The sequence below is a fragment of the Corynebacterium sp. MSK006 genome, assembly GCF_030232385.1.
GTDB lineage: Bacteria > Actinomycetota > Actinomycetes > Mycobacteriales > Mycobacteriaceae > Corynebacterium > Corynebacterium frankenforstense_A.
In genome coordinates this window covers 1-18282 of the sequence record NZ_JASPJZ010000012.1, presented here as the reverse complement: position 1 = coordinate 18282, position 18282 = coordinate 1, and the positions used below count along the sequence as shown (strand labels likewise).

At 71.7% G+C, this 18282-nt stretch carries 15 protein-coding genes; 1 reads left to right on the top strand and 14 read right to left on the bottom strand.

The annotated features are described in order from the left end of the window. Window positions 1-2 precede the first annotated feature (2 nt). Entirely contained in the window at window positions 3-1688 is a 1686-nt protein-coding gene (locus QQA02_RS07895) for an ABC-F family ATP-binding cassette domain-containing protein (RefSeq protein ID WP_284864011.1), read from the top strand. A gap of 157 nt (window positions 1689-1845) precedes the next feature. Here the strand turns inward: QQA02_RS07895 and QQA02_RS07890 are convergent, their stop codons facing one another. The 14 genes from QQA02_RS07890 to murG form a co-directional block, all read right to left on the bottom strand. Continuing rightward, on the bottom strand, window positions 1846-2460 hold the full coding sequence (locus tag QQA02_RS07890) for a WKL family lipoprotein (protein WP_284864009.1): 615 nt from the start codon (window positions 2458-2460) through the stop codon (window positions 1846-1848). A gap of 105 nt (window positions 2461-2565) precedes the next feature. After that, entirely contained in the window at window positions 2566-3978 is a 1413-nt protein-coding gene (locus tag QQA02_RS07885) for a DNA polymerase IV (RefSeq protein ID WP_284864007.1), read from the bottom strand. A 28-nt stretch (window positions 3979-4006) separates the two neighbouring features. Continuing rightward, window positions 4007-5419 (bottom strand): amino acid permease, encoded by a 1413-nt coding sequence (locus tag QQA02_RS07880; RefSeq protein ID WP_284864005.1) that lies wholly within the window; start codon window positions 5417-5419, stop codon window positions 4007-4009. Window positions 5420-5808: 389 nt separating this feature from the next. Beyond that, window positions 5809-9006, bottom strand: coding sequence for an isoleucine--tRNA ligase (ileS, locus tag QQA02_RS07875; protein ID WP_284864003.1), 3198 nt, complete (start codon window positions 9004-9006; stop codon window positions 5809-5811). A 302-nt stretch (window positions 9007-9308) separates the two neighbouring features. After that, window positions 9309-9473 carry a hypothetical protein gene (locus QQA02_RS07870; protein ID WP_284864002.1) on the bottom strand — a complete coding sequence of 55 codons (165 nt, stop codon included), beginning with the start codon at window positions 9471-9473 and terminating at the stop codon, window positions 9309-9311. A gap of 357 nt (window positions 9474-9830) precedes the next feature. Next, entirely contained in the window at window positions 9831-10763 is a 933-nt protein-coding gene (gene wag31, locus QQA02_RS07865; protein ID WP_284864000.1) for a DivIVA-like cell division protein Wag31, read from the bottom strand. A 186-nt stretch (window positions 10764-10949) separates the two neighbouring features. Continuing rightward, window positions 10950-11261 carry a YggT family protein gene (locus QQA02_RS07860; protein ID WP_284773121.1) on the bottom strand — a complete coding sequence of 104 codons (312 nt, stop codon included), beginning with the start codon at window positions 11259-11261 and terminating at the stop codon, window positions 10950-10952. 30 nt (window positions 11262-11291) lie between these two features. Further along, complete coding sequence (locus QQA02_RS07855; RefSeq protein WP_284773120.1) at window positions 11292-11723, bottom strand: cell division protein SepF; 432 nt, start codon at window positions 11721-11723, stop codon at window positions 11292-11294. 61 nt (window positions 11724-11784) lie between these two features. Further along, window positions 11785-12501 (bottom strand): YggS family pyridoxal phosphate-dependent enzyme, encoded by a 717-nt coding sequence (locus tag QQA02_RS07850; RefSeq protein WP_284773119.1) that lies wholly within the window; start codon window positions 12499-12501, stop codon window positions 11785-11787. Continuing rightward, a complete protein-coding gene (gene pgeF / locus QQA02_RS07845; RefSeq protein ID WP_284863998.1) occupies window positions 12488-13198 on the bottom strand; it encodes a peptidoglycan editing factor PgeF in 711 nt (236 codons plus the stop codon). The genes QQA02_RS07850 and pgeF overlap by 14 nt, the downstream gene beginning before the upstream one ends. Before the next feature lie 35 nt (window positions 13199-13233). Further along, window positions 13234-14505 carry a cell division protein FtsZ gene (gene ftsZ / locus QQA02_RS07840; RefSeq protein WP_284773117.1) on the bottom strand — a complete coding sequence of 424 codons (1272 nt, stop codon included), beginning with the start codon at window positions 14503-14505 and terminating at the stop codon, window positions 13234-13236. 422 nt (window positions 14506-14927) lie between these two features. After that, entirely contained in the window at window positions 14928-15545 is a 618-nt protein-coding gene (locus tag QQA02_RS07835; RefSeq protein ID WP_284773115.1) for a cell division protein FtsQ/DivIB, read from the bottom strand. Between the two features lie 8 nt (window positions 15546-15553). After that, window positions 15554-17053, bottom strand: coding sequence for a UDP-N-acetylmuramate--L-alanine ligase (gene murC, locus QQA02_RS07830; RefSeq protein WP_284863996.1), 1500 nt, complete (start codon window positions 17051-17053; stop codon window positions 15554-15556). A gap of 3 nt (window positions 17054-17056) precedes the next feature. Beyond that, window positions 17057-18151, bottom strand: coding sequence for an undecaprenyldiphospho-muramoylpentapeptide beta-N-acetylglucosaminyltransferase (gene murG, locus QQA02_RS07825; RefSeq protein ID WP_284863994.1), 1095 nt, complete (start codon window positions 18149-18151; stop codon window positions 17057-17059). Window positions 18152-18282 lie beyond the last annotated feature (131 nt).

Genomic DNA, 18282 nt, shown 5'->3' with positions numbered 1-18282 from the left:
CCGTGACCGAGACCAGGTACCACCACATCAAGCTGGACGGGGTGGGCTTCTCCTACCCCACCCACCGCGTGCTCACGGACGTGACGTTCACCGTGCCCGCCGGCCGCGTGATCGGGCTGATCGGCGAGAACGGCAGCGGCAAGTCGACGCTGATCTCGCTGATCAGCAAGCAGCGCCACCGAGACACCGGCTCGGTGGTGCGCCCGCCGGTGACCGGCTTCATGGAGCAGGAGACCTCGCTGCCGGCCACCGCACCGGCGCACGAGCTTATCGACGCCGCCGTCGCCGAGCTGCGCGGCATCGAGGCCGAGATCACGCGCCTGTCCGAGGCCATGGCCGCCGGCACCGCCGGAATTGACGACGCCGCGGCCTTCGACGCCGCACTGGCGCGTGCGGCCGAGGCAGGTGTGTGGGAGTTGGACGCCCGCATCGCCGAGGTGCTCGCCGGGCTGGGGCTGGCGGGGGTGGACCTGAAGACGCCGCTGGGCGACCTGTCCGGCGGGCAACGCCGCCGCTTCGCGCTGGCGGCGCTGCTGCTGCGACCGCTGGACGCGATGGTGCTCGACGAGCCCACCAACCACCTGGACGACGACGCGGTGGACTTCCTCATCGACGAGCTGCGGGCCTTCCCCGGGCCGGTGCTGGTGGCCAGCCACGACCGTTACTTCCTCGACGAGGTGGCCGACTTCATCGTGGACATGGACCCCTCGCTGGACCCGGAGGGGCGGGCCGAGGAGGGGCTGACGCGCCAGGACACGCTCTTCGGCGGCGGGTTCTCCGACTACCTGAAGGCGCGCGAGAAGGCCCGGCGGCTGTGGCGGGAGCGCTACAACGCCCAGGAGCAGGAGCGCGAGCGCCTCGAGTCGCGCGCACGGCAGACCGGCGAGGACGTCTTCCACTCGCAGGTGGCCAAGTCCGAGGTGCGCATGGCCGCGAAGTTCCAGGCGGACCGGGCGGCCAAGACGGTGGGGGCGCGGGTGCGCTCGGCGAAGTCGCGGCTGGCGGACCTGGAGCGCGACGAGATCCCGGCGCCGCCGGAGCGGCTGCGCTTCCGCGGCGTGCCGGACAGCCACCTGGCCAGCCTCGGTGAGCCGACGGTGACGGCGCGGTCCGTGGCGGTCGCGGGGCGGCTGGCGCCGGTGAACCTGAAGGTGCAGCCCGGCGCGCACTGGCTGATCGAGGGGCCCAACGGGGCCGGCAAGTCGACGCTGCTCTCGGTCATCGAGGGCACCGTGGCGCCGACCGCGGGCGAGGTGCGCATCCCCGAGGAGGTCACGATCGCCCGGCTGCGCCAGGACGACCACTGGGAGGACCTGGACCTGCCGGCTGCGGTGGCCTTCGAGCGGGAGGTCGCCAAGGGGCCGTGGGGCCGGTCGAGGAAGGCGAAGACCCCGCCGACGCTGGCCGAGCTGGGGCTGCTCTCCGAGGAGGACGCCGCGCGCCCGCTGCGCGCCCTGTCCTTCGGGCAGCGCCGCCGTGTGGCACTCGGCGCGGTGCTGGCCTCTCCCCCGGACCTGCTGCTTCTCGACGAGCCGACCAACCACCTCTCCCTGGCTCTGGCCGAGGAGCTCGAGGACGCGCTGGCCGACTTCGAGGGCACCGTGTTCATGGCCACCCACGACCGCTGGGTGCGCCGCCGCTGGCAGGGCAAGGTCCTGCACCTCGAGCCGGTCGACGGCCGCGCCTAGTTCTCTCCCGCGGCGCGCCGTCGCCGTAATGGCCGTCGGAGGCCGGGGTCTCTGGAGCCGAGACAGCGCACACAACGCCGAAGGCCCCGCATACCGCACGGTACGCGGGGTCGGGTGGGGCGCGACGTCGGCAAGCGACGTGGCGCGGCGGCGCTTACTACTGCGCCGGGGCCTCCTCGACGGGGGCCTCGGCGGGCGCACCCTCCGGAGCCTCCTCGGCGGGCGCACCCTCAGGAGCACCCTCGGCGGGGTCCTCGGCCGGGGCGTCACCCTGGCACATAGCCGGGACCTGCTCCGGCTCGACGGTGTTGGAGACCAGCATGCACGCCCAGGACTGGGAGAGCTTCCAGACGCCGTCCTCGTGGACGAACTCGACGTCTTCGGCGACCTGGTCCTCCTGGTCGGGCACGCTGAAGACGACCTTCGCGATGACGTACTCCGGGGTGTAGCCCGGCAGGATCGGGTCGACCACGGTGAACTTCGCGCCCGAGTCCTGCTGCGAGGCGGTCATGACGTCGAAAAGCTCCGGGGCGGTCTCGCCGCCCTGCACGGTCTGGGTCTTCTCCTCCAGCGGCACGTTCGGGTCGGTGGCGCGCTGCAGCACCGCGTTGAGCTCCTCGGCGGTCGGCGGCTCGACGCTGGCCTGCGTCGCCGACGAGGTCGCCGCGGACGACGAGGTGGCCTCGCCGTTGTCGGAGTCGTCCGAGCAGGCGCTCAGGGTCAGGCCGAGTCCGACGACGACGGTCGCGGCGGTGATCGTGGAAAACTTCAAGATCTCTCCTCGGTTCAGTCCTTCCCCGGCGGCGCCACCGGGGAGATTTCCGTTAACAGGGTACACGCGAGTGACGTGTGAAGATATTTTCGCCTCGCACGCCTCTCACTCCTCCTGCTCCTCCTGCGCCGCGAGCCAGTCGCCCCAGTCCAGCGAGTCCAACGGATCGCCCGGGGCGAGGTCCGGGTCGTCGACGGCGAAGGTTCGCGCCCGGCCCGGCCCCGTCGCGCGCGTCTCGAAGCGCACCGTGACCACCCCGGAGCCCGTGCCCTGCACCCAGCCGTGCCCGAACTCGCTGTGCACCACGTCCTCCGTGGCCCGCCAGCCGCTCTCGGCGGCCTCGGACTCCACGGTGATCTCCAGGCCGGCGCCGTCGGCCGGGGCCGCCGCGCCCACCTCGTAGTCGTCGGTGGCCGCCGAGCTGACCGGCGTGGCCACCAGCAGCTCGTCGAGCTCCGGGAAGAGCACGTCCTGGCGCGCGTCCTCCAGACCGGAGTAGCCCACCCCGACCAGGCGCACCGGGCCGACCTCGTCCGGGTAACGGGTCAGCCGGCGCGCCACCGCCCCCAGCATCGCCTCGTCGTCGGTGGCGTGGCCCAGCGTCGCCGAACGGGACTCGATGTGGAAGTCCGCCATGCGCAACTTGACCGTCACCGTGCGCGCCCCGCGACCGTCGTTAAGCAGGCGACGGTGCGCGTCCTCGGCGGCCCTCTTTACGGCGGCGTCGACCTGCGCGCGCGTGACCAGGTCGCGCGGGTAGGTGTGCTCGGCGGAGACGGACTTGGCCTCGGCGCGCGGCTCGACGGGGCGGTCGTCGTGGCCGCGCGCCAGCTGCCACAGCTGCACGCCCACCGTCGCGCCGAGGGTCAGCTCGACCTCGCGGCGCGACATCGCCGCCAGGTCCCCGATCGTCTCCACCCCGGCGGTGCGGAGCTTCGCACCGGTCACCGGCCCCACACCCCAGAGCTTGTCGACGCCCAGCGGGTGCAGGAAGTCGAGCTCCTCGGCGTGCGGGATGACACGGTGGCCGTCGGGCTTGGCCTCGCCGGAGCCGATCTTGGCGAACTGCTTGCCCGAGCCCGCGCCCACCGACGCCGGCAGCCCCGTCTCCTCGCGGATCGCGGCGCGCAGCTCCTCAGCCCACTCCGTGACCTCCTCGGCGGTGGCGCCGACCAGGTCGGGCGGCTCGAGGAAGGCCTCGTCGATGGACAGCTGCTCGATCTTGTCGGCCGGCACGAAGCGCGCCACCGTGGCGAAGACGCGGCGCGAGGCCGTGGAGTAGACAATGCGGCGCGGGGCGACGAGCACGGCCTTCGCGCCGACCAGCGCGGTGGCCCGGTGCATCGGCATCGCGGAGTGGGCACCGTAGCGGCGGGCCTCGTAGGACGCGCCCGCGACCACGCCACGGCCCGACACCCCGCCGACGAGCACCGGGCGCCCGCGCAGGGTGGGCCGGGTCAGCTGCTCGCAGGACGCGAAGAACGCGTCCATGTCGATGTGGAGGACCCAGCGCTGCATGCCCCCAGGGTATCGGCACCCGCGCGCGTCACCGACGCCGGTGCAGCGCCCACCACCCGCCGACGAACAGCGGCGGCAGCGCGACGGCCGCCGTGGCCAGCGTCCACGTGCCCACCGGGTAGTCGAAGCCCATGAGCACGACCACCCCGAGCAGGAACGCCCCGACGACCACGTCGCTCGCCGTGCCCAGCGGGTTGCGGAAGGCCGGCCGCTCGAGCCGCCCGGCGCGCACCTGGCGCATCATGCCGGCGTGGCTGGCGACGATCATCAGCCACATCCCCAGGATCCCCACCGACCCCAGGTTCAGCACGATCTCGAAGGCCTGGTGCGGCACCACGTAGTTGAGCACGATGCCCGCGACCATCAGCCCGGCGGTCAGCCACACCCCGTTGCGCGGCACGCCGCTGGGCGACATGCGCCCCAGGAACGCCGGCGCGGACCCGGTGTGCGCCAGCGGCTTGAGGATGCGCGCGGTCGCGTAGAGCCCCGCGTTGACGCTGGAGAGCGCGGCGGTGAGCACGACCAGGTTCATGATGTCGCCGGCGACCGGCACCCCGAGCGCGGTCATGAACGTCACGAACGGGCTCTCGTCGCCGGAGTAGACGTCCGCCGGCAGCAGCACGGCCAGCAGGAAGACGCTGCCGACGTAGAAGAGCACGATGCGCCAGACCGTGGTGTTGATCGCGCGCGGGATCTCGCGGGCGGGCTCCTCGGTCTCGCCGGCGGCCACGCCGATCATGTCGATGCCCGCGTAGGCGAAGATCACGCCCTGGGTCATCACGACCAGCGGCACGACCCCGTTGGGGAACCAGCCGCCGCCCTCGGCGAGCGTGGCCAGCCCGGGCTCGTGCCCGCCGACGTGGTGGCCGGTGACGATCACGGCCACGCCGACGACCATGAAGACCACCAGCGCCGCGACCTTGATGAACGCGAACCAGAACTCCGCCTCGCCGAAGACCTTCACCCCCGCCAGGTTCACCCCGATTACCACGACGAGCGCGACGGCCACCAGCGCCCACTGCGGCACCGACTGGAAGACGGGCCAGTAGCGCAGGTAGACGGCGATGGCGGTCAGCTCGGCGATGCCGACGGTCACCCACGCCATGAAGTAGATCCAGCCGGCGAAGAAGGCGGCCTTGTCGCCGAGGAACTCCCGTGAGTAGCTCGTGAAGGACCCCGACGTCGGCCGGTGGACGACCATCTCGCCGAGCGAGCGCAGCATCAGGTACCCGATCAGCCCGCACACCGCGTAGACGATCGCCAGGCCGGGCCCGCCGGCGTGCAGGCGGCCGCCGGCGCCGAGGAAGAGCCCCGTGCCGAGCGCCCCGCCCAGGGCGATCATCTGGATGTGGCGGTGCTTGAGGTCGCGGCGGTACCCCGCGGTCTCCGCTGCGTGTTCGTCGCGCGCGGGCGCGACGCCTGGTCGACTGGAGACTGTCATGTCTGTGATTATCTCCCCGTCGCGTACCAAGCGGTCTATTTTGAGCGCAGTTATATTCACTCCCCCAATTGCCGACGTCCCGTACGCCCCGCCCGGCGCCCCCGGTTGCGGTGGGCGTTGCGAAGACCTTCGCACGACCCGTCGTGTGACGCCGGCGGGACCGTGCGGCGCACCCCGTACACGGCCCCTCGGCGTCCCTGCGCCGACGTCTCGGCGCACCCGGCGGGAGTCCGGCGCCAAGTGGCGGAAGGCGCGGCGTCGGCAAGCGAAAAGGGGCGCTCCTGACGGTGCGCCCCTCCCGGGCTCTGGGCGACTGCGCCTGAGCCGTTGCGCTCAAGGCACTGCGCCCGAGGCACGGTGCCAGAGACACCGTGCCCGAGCCGACGTGGCTATGCCTTCGCGATCACCGCGGAGACGCCGTCGATGACCTCGTGCGCGTCCTCGCCGAGACCGTCGGTGACCACCTGGAACGAGGTCGCCAGCACCTCCTCGGCGATCCAGGACTCGTGGCGGTGCGCCCACTCGGCCTTCTCCTCCGGCACGGACAGCTCGACCGCGATGCGGTCGGAGACCTCGAGGCCGGCGGCCTTGCGCGCGTCCTGCAGGCCGCGGACCACGTCGGCGGCCCAGCCCTCGGACTCGAGCTCCTCGGTCAGCTCCATGTCGAGCACCACCAGGCCGTCGAGGCCCTCGACGCGAGCGGTGGAGTCCGGGTTCTCCGCGACCAGGCGCTCGGTGTACTCGTCGCCGCTCAGGCGCACGCCGTCGGCGATAACGTCGTCACCCTCGCGGGTGTAGTTGCCCGCCTTGACGGCCTTGATCGCCTTCTGCACGTCGCCGCCCAGGCGCGGGCCGGCGACCTTCGCGTTGACGACGACCTGGAAGGAGCCCACCGAGTCGACGTCGTCGGTGAACTCGACGTCCTTGACATTGACCTCGTCGCGGATGACGTCGGCGAACGGCTCGAGCGCCGCGGTGTCCGGCAGCGCGACGGTCAGCTTCGCCAGCGGCAGACGGTTGCGCATCTTGTGTGCCTTGCGGATCGACGACGCCGCGCTGCACACCGCCCGGGCCGCGTCCATCGCGGCGACCAGGTCCGCGTCGGCCGGGATGTTCTCCGGGTCCGGGAAGTCCGTCAGGTGCACCGAGCGCCCACCGGTCAGGCCGCGCCAGATGACCTCGGAGATCATCGGCAGCAGCGGCGCCGCGGTGCGCGTCAGGGTCTCCAACACCGTGTACAGGGTGTTGAAGGCCTCCGGGAACTCGTCGTCGCCCGTCCAGAAGCGGTCGCGGGAGCGGCGCACGTACCAGTTCGTCAACGCGTCGCAGAACCAGCGCACCTCGTCGCACGCACGCGAGATGTCCGTCGCGTCGAGCGCGTCGCGCACGCCGGCCACGACGTCGTGAAGCTTGGCCAGGATGTAGCGGTCCAGCACGTTGGTCGACTCCACGGACCACTCGGCCGGCTTCGAGGAGTACAGCCGCAGGAAGGAGTAGGCGTTCCACATCGGCAGCAGCGCCTGGCGCACGCCCTCGCGGATGCCCTGCTCGGTGACGATGAGGTTGCCGCCGCGCAGGATCGGCGAGCTCATCAGGAACCAGCGCATGGCGTCCGAGCCGTCGCGGTCGAAGACCTCGTTGACGTTCGGGTAGTTGCCCTTCGACTTCGACATCTTCAGCCCGTCGTTGCCCAGCACGATGCCGTGGGCGACGACCTTCTTGTAGGCCGGGCGGCCGAACAGAGCCGTCGACAGCGCGTGCATGACGTAGAACCAGCCGCGGGTCTGGCCGATGTACTCGACGATGAAGTCCGCCGGCGAGTGGGTCTCGAACCAGCCCTTGTTCTCGAACGGGTAGTGCTTCTGCGCGAACGGCATCGAGCCGGAGTCGAACCAGACGTCCAGGACGTCGGTCACACGGCGCATGGTGGACTTGCCCGTGGGGTCATCCGGGTTCGGGCGGGTCAGCTCGTCGATGTAGGGGCGGTGCAGCGAGGTCGGGCGCACGCCGAAGTCGGCCTCGAGCTCGTCGAGGGAGCCGTAGACGTCCACGCGCGGGTACTCCGGGTTGTCCGAGACCCACGCCGGGATCGGCGAGCCCCAGTAACGCGAGCGCGAGATGTTCCAGTCGCGCGCGCCCTCGAGCCACTTGCCGAACTGCCCGTCGCGCACGTGGTCCGGGATCCACTCGATCTGGTCGTGGTTGAGCTCGACCATCAGGTCGCGGAACTTGGTCACGGAGATGAACCAGCTCGGCAGCGCCATGTAGATCAGCGGCTGGCCGGAGCGCCACGAGTGCGGGTAGGAGTGCTCGATGGTCTGGTGACGCAGCACGCGACCGGCGGCCTTGAGGTCGCGGATGATCTCCTTGTTGGCGTCGAAGACCAGCTGGCCCTCGTACTCGGGCACCAGCGAGGTGAACTTGCCGTCCATGTCGACCGGGATGACCAGGTCGATGTCGTTGTCGTTGCAGACGTTCATGTCGTCCTCACCGAAGGCGGGGGCGGTGTGGACGATGCCGGTGCCGTCCTCGGTGGTGACGTAGTCGGCGGCCAGCACGCGGAAGGCGCCGGACTCGGCGCGGTCGGCGAAGTGGCTGAAGGCGGGCTTGTAGGTCAGGCCCACCAGGTCGGCACCGAGGAAGCTGCCGAGCACCTCGGCATCCTCGCCGAACTCCTTGGCGTAGTCACCGCGCAGCTCGGCGGCGACGAGCAGCTTGGCGCCGGCGAACTCGGCGACGGAGGTCTTCTCGCCGACGCGGACGAGCTCGTAGGTGACCTCGGGGTGGACGGCCAGTGCCAGGTTCGACGGCAGGGTCCACGGGGTGGTGGTCCAGGCGATGGCGGCGGCGTCGTGCAGCTCGGGGTGCTCGGCCCAGGTCTGCACACCGGCGGTGCCCTCCCAGGCGCCGGTCAGCGGAATGGTGACGGTCAGGGTGGGGTCCTGGCGCATCTTGTAGGAGTCGTCGAGGCGGGTCTCCTGGTTGGACAGCGGGGTGTGCTCGGCCCAGGAGTACGGCAGCACGCGGAAGCCCTGGTAGATCAGGCCCTTGTCGTAGAGCTGCTTGAAAGCCCAGATGACGGACTCCATGTAGGTCAGGTCCATCGTCTTGTAGCCGCCCTCGAAGTCGACCCAGCGGGCCTGGTGGGTGACGTACTCCTGCCACTCGTCGGTGTAGGCGAGCACGGACTTGGCGCAGTAGTCGTTGAACTCCGCGAGCCCCATGTCCTCGACCTGGCCCTTGTCGGTGATTCCGAGCTGCTTCTCGGCCTCGAGCTCGGCGGGCAGGCCGTGGGTGTCCCAGCCGAAGACGCGCGGGACGTGGTAGCCGCGCATGGTCTTGTAGCGCGGGATGATGTCCTTGACGTAGCCGGTGAGCAGGTGGCCGTAGTGCGGCAGGCCGTTGGCGAAGGGCGGGCCGTCGTAGAAGACGTAGTCGGGCTGGCCCTCACGCCGGCGCAGCGACTCCCGGAAGGTGTCGTCCTTGTCCCAGTAGGCCAGGACGTTGGTCTCCATCTCGGCGAACCGGGTGGACCCGTCCGTCATGTCGACCTTGGGGTAGGCGTGCCCCACGTCGTTCTTGCTCATCGCTTCCTCCACATTGCTTTCCGACGACCGCGGGGACGGGCCGTGTGCGGCCCGCGGTACCACCCCGCTTGCCGCACCGTGGTGCGGCCGCTTCGTTTGTGGAGGAAGATGACGGTTCCCACCCGTCCGGTTCTACTTGCCGGCGCCGCTTGCGCGGCGCCGGTGTTCTTCCGGAAGGCTCCCCGGTGATGGCCGGCTCACTGCCCGTGATGGCGAACAGTTTAGCCCATGGACCGCGGATCGCCGTCCTCGACGCCACCGGGGGTGGCCGTGGCGCCGGACCGGTGGACTCGTCAAGCGTCTCAGCGGCGGTTGCGGCGCATCCGGAGGAAGTCGACGAGCCACAGGGCCACGGCGGCGGCCAGGGCGATGAACATCAGCACCACGAGCACGGTGTTGTTGGTGGCCACGACGGCGACGAAGAGCACGAATGAAATGCAGGCAAGCAGCAGCACGACGCTCGTCATCGGGGGCCTCTCCTCGGGGTGTTCGACGGTGTTTCGGGGCTACCCCGAGATTAGCGCGGCGCACGGCCCCACGCCGCCGGCCGAGCCCGCGGGACGAGCCTCCGTGGAAGATCCACCCACCGGGCCCACTTGGCGCACAGTCGCCCCAGGCGTGCGGGTAGTCGCGGGGGCTCCAGCTGCCCGCCCAGGCAAGGCGCACGCGCGCGGTCTGCGGCCAGGCCCGCCATGCGCCGGCGGTTCGTCCCCTCCCCCACGCACGCCGAAAGCCCGGCGGTGGGGGTTCCACCGGCCGGGCCTGAGTTGGCGCGCCGACGCGCTGTCGACGCAGCGGGACGCGGCGCGCCCCCGCGAGGCGGGTTAGTTCTCGCCGCCCTCGTTGGCGTTCGGGGCCGCGCTGCCGCGGGAGTCCAGCTCGTCCAGCTGGGACTGCAGCAGGGTCTTCAGGCGGGTGCGGTACTCGCGCTCGAAGGTACGCAGCTCGGCGATCCGGGTCTCCAGCGCGTTCTGCTGCTGCTTGACCGTGGTCATGATCTCGTTGTGCTTGCGCTCGGCGTCCTTCTGCAGGGACGCGGCCTTCTCCTCGGCCTGGCGGATCTGCGCCTGGGCGCGGGAGTTCGCCTCGGAGGTGGTCTGCTCGGCCTTCTTCTCGGCGTCGGAGACCAGGGCCTTGGCGCGGGTCTCGGCGTCCGAGATCTGCTTCTCGGCGGAGGTGCGCGCCTCCTCGAGCATCGAGGAGGAGTCGGCCTGGGCCTCGGAGGTGAGGCGGTCGGCCATCTCCTGGGCCAGGCTGAGCACCTTGGCGGCCTGCATGTGGGTCTCGGCCGTGGCGGCACCGCCGGCGGCGCCGGCGGCACCCGCGGCCGGGGCGGCAGCGGCGGCCTTCTGCTCGCCGGCGGAGGCGGCGGACTTGCGGGCCTCCTCGGCGTCCTTGCGCGCCTTCTCGGCGTCGGCCTTGGCCTGGTCGGCGGCCTTCTTGGCGTCGCCGAGCTTCGCGTCGTACTCGGCGCGCAGCTTCTGCTCGATCTCCTTGCGCAGGGCGGCCTCGTCGACCTGGTCCTCGGTCTTGGCGGCCGGGGCCGGAGCCGGGGTCGCGGCGGCCGCGTCCTTACCCTCGCCGGACTGCAGCTCGCTCACCCGCTGACGGAGGTCCTCGTTCTCGTCCTGGTACTGGGCGAGGGTGTCCTCCACGAGGTCAAGGAACTGGTCGACCTCGTCCTCGTTGTAGCCACGCTTGCCGATCGGCGGCTTACTGAAAGCGACGTTGTGCACATCAGCTGGTGTCAGCGGCATGGGCGTTCCCTTCGGTTCACGGAGTGCAAGCTGCCAGGCCCGCACCGGTTGTTTGTGAATATCTTACGTGTCTACCCCGACAGTGTACCGTCGGCAACAGTGGAAAAGCAGGGGCTTCCCCTTTAATCTTTAGTTGATATTGAGCCGTCTCGCCAACCAACACGCCGCTCAACGGCCGTTGACCCGTTACACCGCAATTCCCGGCGCGGGGAAGAAGATCAGCGTCACCAGCAACGAAATCAGCTGGATGATGATGAAAAGGACGATGACGGAAATATCGAGCGCCACCCCACCCATACGCAGCGGGGGAATGATTCTGCGCAGCGCCTTCACCGGCGGATCGGTGAACCGGAACAACGGTTCAGCGATCGGGTAAAACCAGCGCGGCGGGTTGAATTGGCGGGAAAACGAGTGGATCATCTCGACGATGATCCGCACCACCAGCACCAGCTGGAAAAGGCCGATCAAAAACAGCAGCAGCACTCCGACGGTTTCCACGAGGTGCCACCCTATCAGCGATCAGCCACGTCAGCGGACGCGGGCGGCGCGCTCAAGCTCGGACTGCTCGATGTCCGCGCCCTTCGGGGTCACGGCGAAGACGCGCGGGGCAATCTTGACCATCTTGCCCTCGAGGGCGAAGCAGATGCCGGCGGCGAAGTCGACGATGCGGGTCGCCTCCTTCTGCTCCATGCCGGAGATGTCGAAGACCACGGCGTCGCCGTCACGGAACGGCTCGCCGACGCGGGAGGCCTGGCGGTAGGAGGTCAGCACGACCGGCACCACGGAGGCGCGGCGCTGGTAGTCGTAGCGGCGCGGCTCGTAGGACGCGGCCGGCTCACGGTGCGCCGAGTAGCGCTCACGCTCGGTCTCGCGCGGCTCGTCGGCGTAGTACTCGTCGTCCGCGATCTCGTCCATCGGCGTCAGTCCGAAGAACTCCCGGGCGCTCCTGATGATCGACATCTTCTCCCCTTCTTCCGGTTGGTCTGTGGTGGTTCTCGCTGGCAGGGCGATTGGTTGGTTCTCAGGCTAACGGGCGCGGCCCGAAGATCCCGGTTCCGACACGCACGAGGTCGCTGCCCGCCGCGACCGCGGCCTCCAGGTCGGCGGACATGCCGGCCGACAGGATCATGCCGTCCCCTAAATTATCGACGATCGCGCGTGCCCTCATGAAGGTCCCCTCCGCGTCGGCGCCCAACGGCGGCACACACATCAGCCCGGCCAGGCGCAGGTGCGCCGCGTCCACGACCGCGGCGCACACCGCGTCCAGGTCGGCGTCGGCCACGCCGCCGCGCTCGGGGTCACCGTCGGCGGACCACTGCACCAGGCAGGGCAGCTCGCCCTCGGCGCGCTCGCCGCGCTCGACGGCCAGGGCCACGCCCCGGTCGAGCTTCTCGGCCAGGCGCACCGAGTCCACCGACTCGACGACGGCCGCCCAACGGGCCACCGAGTTGGCCTTCTTGGTCTGGATCTGGCCGATCATGTGGAACTTCACGCCCGGCAGCGCGGCGGCCTTCTCCCGGGCCTCCTGCTCGCGGTTCTCGCCGAAGGCCTCGACCCCCGCCGCGGCCAGCGCGGCGATGTCGCCCGCCGGGTGGAACTTGGAGACGGGCAGGAGGCGCACGGAACCCGGCTCGCGCCCGGCGGCGCGCTCGGCGTCAAAAATTCGGGCCTTGACCCGCGCCAACGCCGCACGCAGCTCTGCGACGCGTTCGGGCGCGACGTCGTCAATCTCGGTCATCTTCGGATCCTCTCTCGCACCACACCAGTCCCGCCTGCCGGCCGGTGGTGCCCTCGCGCCGGTGGGAGAAAAAACGCGCGTCGGTGATGGTGTCGGCGGGGTCGACGTGGATCTCGGCGACGCCCGCGGCGCGCAGCTGGGCGGCCAGCCCGCGGCGCAGGTCCAACCCGCACGTGCCGGCCGCGGTGGTCGAGCGCGAGCCGGGCAGGGTGCGCTCGACGTCGGCGGCCATCTCGGCGGGCACCTCGTAGCTCGCACCCCCGGCGGCGGGGCCGAGCCAGGCGGTCACGCGCTCGGGGCGCGCGCCCAGGGAGACCATCGTCTCCACCGCGGCGGGCACGATGCCGCCGGCCGCGCCCTCGCGCCCGGCGTGCACGGCCGCGACCACGTGGGCCTCGGCGTCGCCGAGCAGCACCGGCACGCAGTCGGCCACGAGCACGGCGAGCACCACGCCCGGACGGTCCGTGACCACGGCGTCGGTGGCCGGCAGCGGCGCCGCGGCCGGGGCGTCGACCACGCGCACCGTCGTGGAGTGGACCTGATCCATCCACACGATGCGCTCCGGGTCCACGCCGAGGCGCGCCCGGTTGGCGGCCACCGCGGCCGGGTCGTCGCCGACGTGGTGGCCGAGGTTGAGCGAGTCGTACGGCGCGGCGGAGACACCCCCGGCCCGCGCGGTGAACAGGTGCCTCAGCATGGCGTCAGCTTTTCAGCGGCTCAACCGTCCGGGCTTCAGCGCAGGAAGTCTGGGACGTCCAGGTCGTCCTCGTCGGCCGGGGCCGGCTCGGCCGGGCGGGCGGCGGGGCGCTCCTCGCGGCGCGGGGCCTGCCAGTCGTCGGCGCCGGTGAACATGCCCTCGTCGGCGCGGTGGTGGCGGCCGCGGTCGGCGAAGAGTGAGCCGCGCGGGGCCGGGGTCGGGTCCGCGGCGGGGCGGTTTTCGCCTGCGCCGGCGCCCGCACCCGCGCCCGCCGCAGCGGACGCGCCCGCGGCGTGCTGCGCGGCGTCGGCACCCGGGGCGGCCGAGGCGGACGAAGCGGCGCCCTCAGCCACCTGGTTGTTGGCGGCGTCGAAACCCGTCGCGACGATGGTCACGCGGACCTCGTCGCCCAGGTTGTCGTCGATGATCGTGCCGAAGATGAGGTTGACGTCGTCGTCGGCCTGCTCCTGGACCATGCTGGCGGCCTCGTTGACCTCCATCATGCCCAGGTCGGAGCCGCCGGCGATGGAGAGCAGCACGCCGGTCGCGCCGTCCATGGTGGACTCGAGCAGCGGCGAGTTGATGGCCTGCTCGGCGGCGGCCATCACGCGGTTGTCGCCGCGCGAGGAGCCGACGCCCATCAGGGCGGAGCCGGCGTTGGCCATCACGGAGCGCACGTCGGCGAAGTCGACGTTGATCACGCCCGGGGTGGTGATCAGGCTAGTGATGCCCTGGACGCCGTTGTGCAGGACCTCGTCGGCCGCGCGGAAGGCCTCCATCATGGACAGCGAGGCGTCGCCGAGCTGCAGCAGGCGGTCGTTCGGGATGACGATGACGGTGTCGCAGACCTCGCGCAGGTTGTCGATGCCTTCGTAGGCCTGGCGCGTGCGGCGCTTGCCCTCGAACTTGAACGGGCGGGTGACCACGCCGATGGTCAGCGCGCCCATCTTCTTGGCGATGCCCGCCACGACCGGCGCCGCGCCCGTGCCCGTGCCGCCGCCCTCGCCGGCGGTGACGAAGACCATGTCGGCACCCTTGAGGGACTCCTCGATCTCGCTCTTGTGGTCCTCGGCGGAGCCGCGGCCGACCTCCGGGTTGGCGCCGGCGCCGAGCCCGCGGGTGGCCTCGCGGCCGATGTCGAGCTTGACGTCCGCGTCGGAGAACATCAGGGCCTGGGAGTCCGTGTTGACGGCGATGAACTCGACGCCCTTCAGGCCCTCCTCGATCATGCGGTTGACGGCGTTGACTCCGCCGCCGCCGACGCCGACAACCTTGATGACGGCGAGGTAGTTGTTCGGAGAGGTCATGTGCTTCTGGCTCGCCTTTCGCTAATTCTTCGGGACTACGCTTCTCGGCCGGCCAAAGACGTCCGGCGGTTCGCACCCCATCTTCCGCGATAGCGGGGCGAAATTGGGGGACATTTCGCGGGCGTGTCGCTACCCTCAATGACTACTTGAGGGTTGTACCCTGCCGCTTTCCGACAACCCCCTCCGTGCAGGTGCGCGGTTCCGCGCCGCGTGGGTGCGGGGCGGGGGCGGGCGCGGCGTGGGCGCGGGGCAGGTGCGGGTGTGGGGACGCGTCGGCGCCTTCGCTGCCTGCCGCGTGGGGGTGCGCGGCCCTCCCCCGGGCGCGACGTGGGTGCACCCGAGCGTGGTGGACACGCCGCCCGGCTGTCGCCCCTTCAGGCGTGCCTCACCCGAAGCTCCGGTCCAGGCGTGCTTTCCGGCCGCTAGCGGACGGTGACCAGCTGCGGGTTGGAGACGTTCCAGTGCTGGCCCTCGCGCTTGAGCACGGTGCGGGTGGCCAGGGCCTTGTCGTGGGCGGCCTCGGCCGAGCCCCAGTAGATCTCGCGGCCGTCCTTCGTGTGGAAGGTGATCTCCTCCGGCGAGGCGGCCGAGACCTTCGCCATCTGCCCGCGGGTCTCCCCGTCGAGTGCGGCGGCGGCCTCCGCGACCTCGGGGGCGGCGGCCGCGCCCTCGGCCTCGAGGATGCCCTCGGGCGGGTTGTCCACGCTGAACTCCTCGCCCTCTTCGTCGATGAGCTTGTCGCCGCTCTTGAGCACGGCGGTGCGCTCGACGACGGAGACCTTCAGAGTGCCGGGCAGATGGCGGGACACGGTGGCCTGGCGCACCCACGGCAGGGAGGCCACGCCGCCGGCCGCGGCCGTGGTGTCCACGCGCACGAGGTTCTGGCGTTCGCCGACCCCGGTGGCGTCGACGACCTGCTCGGTCGCGACGTTGGTGTTGCCCTCGACCTCGATGTCGCGCACCGTGAAGACCGGGAGCGCCCACACCGCCACGCCCGCGAGCACCGCCACGGCCACCACGGCCGCGACGATCAACGCCACCCGCCGCTTCACCGGGCAGCCCCGGCGTCAGCGTCGGCGGAGTCTGCGTCGATGGCCCCGGCGGCGTCCCCCGCCTCCCCGCCGAGGGCGGCGAATACCGGGTCGGCCAGCTTCGTCACGGAGCCGGCGCCCATGGTGATCACCACGTCCCCCGGCCCGGCCAGCTCGGCCACGCGCGCGGGCGCGGCCTCGGCGTCCGGCTCGAAGACCGCGCCGTCGATCTTCCCAGCGATCAGCCCGCCGTCCACGCCCTCGACCGGCTCCTCACGGGCGGCGTAGACGTCGAGGACCACGACCTCGTCCGCCAGCGAGAGCGCCTCGGCGAACTCGTCGGCGAACTCCGCGGTGCGCGAGTAGAGGTGCGGCTGGAAGGCCACGACGACGCGCCCCGCCCCGCGGGCCTCGACCCGGGCGCGCGCGGCGCGCAGCACGGCGTCGACCTCGGACGGGTGGTGGGCGTAGTCGTCGAAGACCTCGGCGCCGGCGCAGCGCCCGGCGGCCACCGTCCCGTGCGACTCGAAGCGGCGGTGCACCCCGGAGGACGCCGTGATGCCGGCGGCCAGCTTCTCCGGCTCGCCGCCGCACAGGTAGCCGGCCACCAGGGCGCCGGTGGCGTTGAGCACCATGTGCTCGCCCGGGGTGTGCACGGTGAACTCGACGGTCGTGCCGTCCAGGTCCACCCGAGCCAGCGTGCCCGTGGCGGTGTGCTCCGTGGCCAGGATCCGCGCCAGGCGCGGCACGTGCGGGTGCTCGGCGGCGGCCCGGGCGGTGCCGTAGGCGGCCACGCGCACGCCCTGGTGGTGGCGGCGCGCCGCCAGTCCCCCGGCGTGCGGGTCGTCCAGGCAGGCGACCAGGGTGCCCCCGGGGCCGAGCAGGTCGCAGAAGTCCTCGAAGACCTTGAAGTAGCTCTCGGCGTCGCCGAAGTAGTCCAGGTGGTCCGGCTCGATGTTGGTCACCACCGCGATGTCCGGGCGGTAGCTCAAAAGCGAGGCGTCGGACTCGTCGGCCTCGGCCACGAAGTCGGGCCCCGAGCCCTGGTGCGAGTTCGTGCCCGTCGAGCCGAGCACCCCGCCCACGGCGAAGCTGGGGTCCAGCCCGGCGGCGGTCATCGCTGCGACGACGAAGGAGCTCGTCGAGGTCTTGCCGTGCGTGCCCGCCACGAGCACCTGGTTGTGCCCGGCCAGCAGCTCCGCCAGCAGGTCCGAGCGGCGCAGCACCGGGATGCCCCGCTCGCGTGCGGCGACCAGCTCGGGGTTGTCCTTGGGGATGGCGGCGAACGAGGTCACCACCGCCGTCGGCGCCTGCCCGGAGAGCTCCAGGTTCGACGCCGCGTGCCCGACGGCCACGTGCGCGCCGAGGGACTCCAGCCAGCGCAGGTTCTCCCCGTCGGAGCGGTCGGAGCCGGAGACGACCCCGCCGCGCTCGAGCAGGATGTGCGCCAGGCCGGACATGCCGGCCCCGCCGATGCCCACGAAGTGGACCCGGGAGATGTCGTGGTGTTCGGCCATGGTTTAAGCGTCCTTCCCTTCCGCGACCCCGGGGTCGCCGGCCCCGAGGTCGGCGAGCACGCGCGCGGCGATGCGGTCGGCCGCGCCCTCCTCGCCGGTGGCGTGCGCGGCGTTGCGCATGTCCTGGTAGATGTCCGGTCGGCCGAGGATCTCCTTGACCTGTTCGGCGAGCACCTCGCCGGTCATGTCGGCGTCGGCGATCAACCGCGCGCCCCCGGCGGCGACGACGTCGGCGGCGTTGAGGCCCTGCTCGCCGTTGCCGTGCGGCAGCGGCACGTAGACCGCCGGTAGCCCGGCGGCGGTGACCTCGGCGACGGTCATCGCGCCCGAGCGGCAGACCACCAGGTCCGCCACCGCGTAGGCCGCCGCCATGTCCTCGATGTAGGGCACGGCCGTGTAGTGCTCCGCGGGCTCCGGCGCCGGGTTCTTCTTGCCGTAGGCGTGCAGCACCTGGAAGCCCTCGCCGAGGATCTCCGGCAGCGCGTCGGCGAGCGCGGCGTTGAGGTGCACCGCGCCCTGCGAGCCGCCGGTGACCAGCAGCGTGGAGCGGTCCTCGTCGAGGCCCCACTGCTCGCGCCCGCGCGCGGCGGCCTCGCCGCTGCGGTCGCCCGTCAGGCCGCGGCGCACCGGGATGCCGACGACCTCGCCGGGCATGCCCGAGTCGGCCATCGCGTTGAAGCCCACCCCACCCAGGCGCACGCCGAGCTTGTTGGCCATGCCGGCGCGCGCGTTGGCCTCGTGGACGTAGAACGGGATCTTCAGCGTGCGCGCGGCCATGTAGGCCGGCGCGGCGACGTAACCGCCGAAGCCGACGACGGCGTCGAAGTCACCCTCGCGCAGGATCTCGCGGGCCTGCCGAACCGCCCTGGTCACGCGCCCGGGGACCTTGAGCAGGTCCGCCGAGAGCTTGCGCGGGATGGGCACCGGGTCGATCAGCCGCAGCCGGTAGCCGCGCGCGGGCACCAGGTCGGTCTCCAGACCGCGCGTGGTGCCGAGCGCCTCGACGGTCGCCCCGCGCGCGCTCAGCGCGTCGGCGACGGCCAGCGCGGGCTCGATGTGCCCGGCGGTGCCGCCGCCGGCGACGAGGACGTGCTTCATGATCGGTGGTATCTCCTTTGGCTCGTGGGTGCGTTGCGCGTTCGATTACCGACGTCCCGTCGGTCCCGCCCGGTCCGAGAGTTACGGGTGCTGCGTGTGCCGCGCGCGCCGCGGGCGACGCGGGCTTCGCC

Coding starts and splice junctions, on each gene's coding strand:
- QQA02_RS07885 (WP_284864007.1), bottom strand. CDS start 3,978: ATGCAGCGCTGGGTCCTCCACATCGACATGGACGCGTTCTTCGCGTCC.
- QQA02_RS07880 (WP_284864005.1), bottom strand. CDS start 5,419: ATGACAGTCTCCAGTCGACCAGGCGTCGCGCCCGCGCGCGACGAACAC.
- ileS (WP_284864003.1), bottom strand. CDS start 9,006: ATGAGCAAGAACGACGTGGGGCACGCCTACCCCAAGGTCGACATGACG.
- QQA02_RS07870 (WP_284864002.1), bottom strand. CDS start 9,473: ATGACGAGCGTCGTGCTGCTGCTTGCCTGCATTTCATTCGTGCTCTTC.
- wag31 (WP_284864000.1), bottom strand. CDS start 10,763: ATGCCGCTGACACCAGCTGATGTGCACAACGTCGCTTTCAGTAAGCCG.
- QQA02_RS07855 (WP_284773120.1), bottom strand. CDS start 11,723: ATGTCGATCATCAGGAGCGCCCGGGAGTTCTTCGGACTGACGCCGATG.
- QQA02_RS07850 (WP_284773119.1), bottom strand. CDS start 12,501: ATGACCGAGATTGACGACGTCGCGCCCGAACGCGTCGCAGAGCTGCGT.
- pgeF (WP_284863998.1), bottom strand. CDS start 13,198: ATGCTGAGGCACCTGTTCACCGCGCGGGCCGGGGGTGTCTCCGCCGCG.
- ftsZ (WP_284773117.1), bottom strand. CDS start 14,505: ATGACCTCTCCGAACAACTACCTCGCCGTCATCAAGGTTGTCGGCGTC.
- murC (WP_284863996.1), bottom strand. CDS start 17,053: ATGGCCGAACACCACGACATCTCCCGGGTCCACTTCGTGGGCATCGGC.
- murG (WP_284863994.1), bottom strand. CDS start 18,151: ATGAAGCACGTCCTCGTCGCCGGCGGCGGCACCGCCGGGCACATCGAG.